The organism is Candidatus Jordarchaeum sp., assembly GCF_052745115.1.
The window spans coordinates 1-6,093 of the sequence record NZ_JBRAKS010000231.1 but is presented as its reverse complement, the minus strand read 5'-3'; the positions used below and the strand labels follow the sequence as shown (position 1 = coordinate 6,093).

Here is a 6,093-nt window from a genome sequence, read left to right as displayed (position 1 = left end):
AAGTCCAAGAATGGTATTATTTATCATTAAATCTTTCTACTGTTGTGAACCCTAAACAGCAAACGAAAACCTCTGACCTAGACATCTCTGCCAGTCTAAATTTCTCCACCAACCTAGATATAGAAGCACTAACACCGGACCAAATCAAACTCTACAAACAGAACATCGAAGATGTTGTAAACAATGCCTTCATGAAGTGGCAGATGCAGAAAATGAAAAGCGGAGAACTCAACCCCTTCACATCACAACCCGACAACGAATCAGTAAGAGCACTGTTCTTCCAGTTCCTATCCGAAAAGCCGGACTGCGCAGCACGCTTCGCACAGTACGATCAGATGCTCTCCAGGGAGAACCAGCTTCGAATATCCGAACAGGTGTCTGAACTCAAACAGTCACTCCAAGACATAAAGCTCATCATAGAGCAGGGTGAAATAATAAGTGAACTGAATGAAACCAGAAATATAAACGGAACAAACTACTACATTATAACCAGAGAATACTCACTAACAATTAACGGAACCACCCAAAACGTAATCAAAATAACCGTAACTACAGATGATGGAACAGTGATTCTGGATCCCTACTTCCGTATCGACCGGGCACTTCTGCTCTGGCCGTGCTACGTTTGGGTGTTTTGGCCTTTTGTATTCGTAGGATGGTGGTATACGGTGATACTCTACGGATACGACTGGTACATGTATACATTTTATACACCAGGTTTGGAGGCCTCTGCCTGGATAAACCATGTTTACTGGAGCCTGCCTCTTGCCCACTTAGATTCTCTTAGCTGGGCTGGTATAGTATCTGGTTTCGCTGGTGGTCTATACGGTATTGGTCAGGGGGCTTTGTCTGCTACTTTAGCGGCGGCTGTAGGTACGGCTCTTAGCGCATTATCCGTTGCACTCATGGCAGCCTTAATCATTGGAGTTGTTTATCAATCACATGTGCTTGATAGCTATGAAGAAGTGGCAGCATACAATCTCGCTAGGGATCCATATTGGGGATGGATGGAGTGCGATTATTTCCATAACCCCATTTCTCCGCCAACAACAGCTAATCCACCATGTTTTGATTCACAAAATAAAATAGTGCCTTATCTTGTCACCGTAGATGGGGCCTTTTGGCGCAAGTTACCACCCCCAGATTGGTTCATAACACCGGGGGACGCAATGTATACCAGTTATATAAATTTGATAACAGTTTTTGGCAGTTTGTTTGGCTTCGGTAACTGGGTATGGTTGGGGTAGGCTCTGCGCCTTCGCCACCACCATCCTAACACAAGCATCTTGGTAGCAGTTATGCGTTAAGTATATCAAAGATAAGACTAAAAGAATTCACAAATTCGCAAGTATAAAATTCTTTCATTTCCATCTTTTTACACATTAAATACAACAAACATTAGAATTTATAGTGGTTCTGATAGGTAATTTAATAACTGTTAAATTATGCGAATTTGGAGGTGTTATATGAAAATGAAAATATTAGTTAAAATACTGGTAGTGCTGACCGTCATACTTTTAGCAGTGAGTTTTACCTTTCTCATTTATCAGTGGTATCTGATTAACGGGCTTAGTATCACGATATTCTTGTTTCCGATAACTGTAGTAAAGGTTAACCCTCTCGGTGTGGTGTTTTTTGAGCAACCCTTATACGTAACGAATCCTTCTACAAAACTCGCATTAGACCTGCTCTTCCTGGTTCCCTACTCGCTATCTATTCTTGGTACAGGATTTATTCTCGTTTCTATTTCCCCTTTTAGCGGTGTCGCTGGTTATGAAAAATTCCGTGACGCGGTAAAAAAACTTTGGACCATTACCAGTGGAGGTACAAGAGAGCAGAGAAAACTGATTATCAGCGGGATTCTACCCCTTGTAGCCTTATATTTGGTAGCGGTGTCTCCCTTTTTTATAGGCTCCAAAACAGTATTCCTTTCCACCGTAATGATTTTACTACCATTTTTCATGAATGGTATAATAGGTTTAGCCATTGCTGGGATGCAACTACAAAAGATTCGAAAAACAATTTAGAGGGAAAATTGATTGCTTTGTTTCTGGTAACAAGTGTCTTCCATAAGACTTCGGATTTATTTGAAGAAATCTATCAAAATTGTGAACTTTGTGGTTGAAGGAGATTTGCGTCTTGAGGTTTTCTTCTGTTTTAATTCAGGCTGCAAGTGACCTATGGAACGCCAAGAAGAATGAAAAAATGGCACTACCTGGCACTTTGTCTTTTACCAAATTTACAGTTGTGTAACTTTTCCTAGTAACACGAATATCTCAGCTTTTCACCGACGTTATAAAACCATTGTTAACTTAAAATAACCGTCGAAACCAAAAGTTAAATTCCAATAACACCGTTATACTTTCTACGAATTTTCGATATATATAGAAGTTATTCCTAAAAATACGTCTAAAGAATTTGGGAGGATGAGACTGAAAGGAAAGCTAAAGATACTTGCGGCTAGTGTTCTAATAGTGCTTACCATCAGCCTGGGAACAGGTTATCTGACATTAGGACCAAGTGCATTTGCGAATAACGCTTACACATCTCTCGGACTAATTCAAGCCCTAAACCTTAAACAGCAAACGAAAACCTCTGAACTAGACCTCTCTACCAGTATAAATTTCTCAACTAATCTGGACATAGAAGCGTTAACACTGGACCAAATCAAGAGTGCGAAACAAACCATTGAAGATGCTGTGAACAATGCCTTTATGAAGTGGCAGATGCAGAAAATTCGGAGTGGAGAACTCAAACCCTTTACCTCACCACCAGACAATGAATCAGTAAGAGTCCTGTTCTTCCAGTTCCTATCCGAAAAGCCGGACTGCGCAGTACGCTTCGCACAGTACGATCAGATGCTCTCCCGAGAGAATCAGCTCCGAATGCCTGAAAGGACTCTGGAATTAGAAAAATCAATCCAAAACGTAAATCTCATTGCGGAAAAAGGTGAAATTCTGAGAGAATGGAACACCACTCAAACGATTAACGGTTCAGAATACTTTATTATGAACAGGGAATACGCTATGGAAATAAATGGTACTATTCAAAAAGTAGTCAAAGTAATGATTTACAGTTATGATGGAAAAGAGATTGTTGACCCGTACATGAATATTCAACGAGAACTACTGCTGTGGCCTTGCCTAGTGTGGGTGTTTTAGTGGCCCTTTTATGTTGGATGGTGAGGTACGGTGATACTCTACGGATACGACTTCTGGATACACTGCCACTGGACCGCTGGGGTAGAACAAACGGTGCGTTTATTTGAAGTTTACTCAGGTCTCCAATATGTTGAATTAACTATATCTGATTGGATTCCGGTCATTGTCGGCGAAATTTTTACTATAACTACGTTGGCCGAACTCTTTGCGGCGGGGGTTTTGACTGCAACAACGATACTTTTGTCAGCTATAGGTGCGGTATTCGTTGCTATCTGGCCGGTGCTTTTGCACGGTTATGAGCAAGCAGTATGGGCTAACTTCAATAACACAGCCATATACAACTTTGCAAAAGACCTGCTTTGGGGCTGGCATGAAGTTAGTTATTTCCATGACCCTATAACTCCACCAATATCTGCCAACCCGCCATGCTGGGATGTAAATGGCAGAATAGTATATTACATTATGAACATAGACGGTGGATTCATTGAAAAAACCCCTTTGGGTCTTTCGAACTATATTCTCACCGAAATCAACCCACTCGCTTATGCACTTTGGCTCAGTTATGAAAATTTCGTGACCCAATGGAACCTGGCTTATGGTCTTAATCAATGGGTGTGGTTTGGGTTCTATGAACCGGCGTATCCGCCGCCTTAGCCTTAACACCTGTGTTCCTCACAAATATGAGATTTAACTCTTTTCCATATACGGTTTAATTTAGAATATACACACATCTGATTAAAGGAAATAGTAATTAATAAAACCCTATTAATTGAGTGTGGTGAGAGAAATTGTTTGGAGTGGGTAAAATCCGGTCAAAAACCTTGGTTGGGTCGACCTTAATAGTGACCGTTGTGCTCTTCGTTGTGAGCTTCGCTTCAATCGCTTTTCAGTGGAACTTGGTCAGAGGCTACAGTCTAGAGGCACTAGTGTCACCGTTACTATTGCGTTACACTCCTCTAGTTTATCTTTATAGCGTACTGAGATTCACTCCTCTGGGGATAGTTTTTCTTAACGAAATAGTGTACTTCACGAACTTCACACTTAAGCTACTACTGGACCTACTGTTTCTCGTGCCCTACACTGTAGCTTTCATAACGGGGGCCATCACAGTTTTAATCCATCCTCTAAGTGAAACCCCCGGGTCCGAAAAATTCGGAGAAGCAAAAAACAGGATTAGATCTATAATCACCCACGGACCAAAGAAGCAGAAGAGGGTAACTCGCGTAGCTGTCCTGACCATAATAGGTTTATACGCCAATGCATTACTAACCTATATTTTGGGATATACCAGCATCCCTTCTGGAGATTATCTAAAAATACTCTACATATTCTCCTGGGCCTTCATAGGCTTAGGTCTCGCCTACGGTTCCATGGCAGGTGTTGGGCGATTGATAAAACAAAGGGCAGAAGAGTAAACAAAAACAGGAATGATGGAAAGTGGCCATACTAAATACGAAAATCGAAAATGAGATTCTTATGCGTATTTTCACTTCTTTTCTTTTCTCACCAATTTGAGCTTGTTTATTTCAAATGTATACTTCCCTATTTCTCACAGCTTTGGTCTTTGTGCAGAATATAGAATCTTTAGTGAAACCGGGGATGAATTTCTGTTAAAACCTGTGACTTTTAGCCAAACAAAAAATTGCAAAAGTGGAGTATTGTCAGATTGTTTTTAGAGGTATTGTTTTTTTATGTTTTGGATTTCCTCTGTAACGTTTCTAACTATTTTGGGGATCTTTTCCGGTTCACGGATTTTGTCAAAGTATTTTATTTCTGAATCTAGTATTGTTGAAATGACTGCTGCGATGCTTAGGGGTAAGGCTATGAGACTGTATCCTCCCTCTAGTATGAAGGCGACTCTGCCTTGGCAGACTTCTTTTCCCAACTGGAGAATCATTCGCGTTAACTTCGCGTAGTCTTCTGCCTGCAGATTCATGTTTCCAACAGGGTCACTGTAGTGCGTGTCAAAACCAAAGGAAACCACCACCATTTCCGGTTTGAAACTTCTGATTACCTCGGGGAAAATGTTTTCAAAAGACCAGAGGTATGCGTTTCCCCAAGTTCCTAAAGGCAGTGGAACGTTAATGTTATATCCCTCTCCTTCACCACTACCGATTTCTTCCAACCATCCTCTCTCAATGGCTTCCATACCGTATTCATGAAAAGATAAAACTAAAACAGTGGGATCGGTGTAAAAGATTTGAGAAGTTCCATCACAAGCATGAGCATCAAGATCCAGAATGAGAATACGCTTCACGTTTTTCTTTTCTTGTAACCATCTCACAGATATGGCGCAGTTATTAAAGTAGCACATTCCTTCGGAATGACCTATTCCTGCATGGTGTCCCGGTGGACGGATAAGGGCGAAAGCGGTTTCTACACTGCCTTTATTAACCTCTTCCACAGCTGATATGGCTCCGCCAGCTGATAAGCAAGCAGCCTTAAAAGTGTCCTTGACTACAAAACTGGAAGCACCAACTTCCCCATAACCTAAACGGGACAGCTCACCAACCACATCAAAAAGATAAGGGCTATGCACGCGCACAATGTCCACCCTTGCAGCGGGTTTACATTCAAAAATTTTTAAGTTCTGATTGCCTAGCAAACCTGAATTGCGCAAATACTCTCTCGTGAACTTTATGCGATCTGGATGTTCAAAAGCCTCCATGTAGGGTCTAGTTACCTCAGGGATATGTGTCTCTTCGAATGCCTTATGGGAAACTAATCCTAACCTCATGACTACTCACTCAGTATACTATAAAAGAAGGTGAGATGAATCTGTAATCTACTAAATCTATTACTTTTTAAAAAATGTTTTTGAAGTTAATTTAGAAATAAAACCAAAAAATAAAAAAACTAAAAACATTCTGACCTGCTTGCTGTGTTGCATAATTTATGAATTTTTAATTTGCTTATTAAGTGATTAAAAAAT

6 protein-coding genes are annotated in these 6,093 nt (G+C 40.7%); 5 read left to right on the top strand and 1 reads right to left on the bottom strand.

Annotated elements, in window-relative coordinates; all coding sequences use genetic code 11:
* The 5 genes from ACUVXA_RS14540 to ACUVXA_RS14520 all read left to right on the top strand — a co-directional run.
* Window positions 1-1,247 (top strand): hypothetical protein (locus ACUVXA_RS14540; RefSeq protein WP_445872002.1); only part of this gene is annotated, 1,247 nt, incomplete at its 5' end.
* A 219-nt stretch (window positions 1,248-1,466) separates the two neighbouring features.
* Window positions 1,467-2,027, top strand: a complete 561-nt coding sequence (locus tag ACUVXA_RS14535) for a hypothetical protein (protein WP_445872001.1) — start codon at window positions 1,467-1,469, stop codon at window positions 2,025-2,027.
* Window positions 2,028-2,426: 399 nt separating this feature from the next.
* Window positions 2,427-3,161, top strand: a complete 735-nt coding sequence (locus tag ACUVXA_RS14530) for a hypothetical protein (protein WP_445872000.1) — start codon at window positions 2,427-2,429, stop codon at window positions 3,159-3,161.
* 30 nt (window positions 3,162-3,191) lie between these two features.
* Entirely contained in the window at window positions 3,192-3,815 is a 624-nt protein-coding gene (locus tag ACUVXA_RS14525; RefSeq protein WP_445871999.1) for a hypothetical protein, read from the top strand.
* 134 nt (window positions 3,816-3,949) lie between these two features.
* Window positions 3,950-4,576 carry a hypothetical protein gene (locus tag ACUVXA_RS14520; RefSeq protein WP_445871998.1) on the top strand — a complete coding sequence of 209 codons (627 nt, stop codon included), beginning with the start codon at window positions 3,950-3,952 and terminating at the stop codon, window positions 4,574-4,576.
* Window positions 4,577-4,833: 257 nt separating this feature from the next.
* Here the strand turns inward: ACUVXA_RS14520 and ACUVXA_RS14515 are convergent, their stop codons facing one another.
* A complete protein-coding gene (locus ACUVXA_RS14515; protein ID WP_445871997.1) occupies window positions 4,834-5,898 on the bottom strand; it encodes a histone deacetylase family protein in 1,065 nt (354 codons plus the stop codon).
* Between the last annotated feature and the right edge of the window lie 195 nt (window positions 5,899-6,093).

Bases quoted from the DNA above. Each gene is read 5' to 3' on its own strand.
- ACUVXA_RS14535 (WP_445872001.1), top strand. From the start codon at position 1,467: ATGAAAATGAAAATATTAGTTAAAATACTGGTAGTGCTGACCGTCATA.
- ACUVXA_RS14530 (WP_445872000.1), top strand. From the start codon at position 2,427: ATGAGACTGAAAGGAAAGCTAAAGATACTTGCGGCTAGTGTTCTAATA.
- ACUVXA_RS14515 (WP_445871997.1), bottom strand. From the start codon at position 5,898: ATGAGGTTAGGATTAGTTTCCCATAAGGCATTCGAAGAGACACATATC.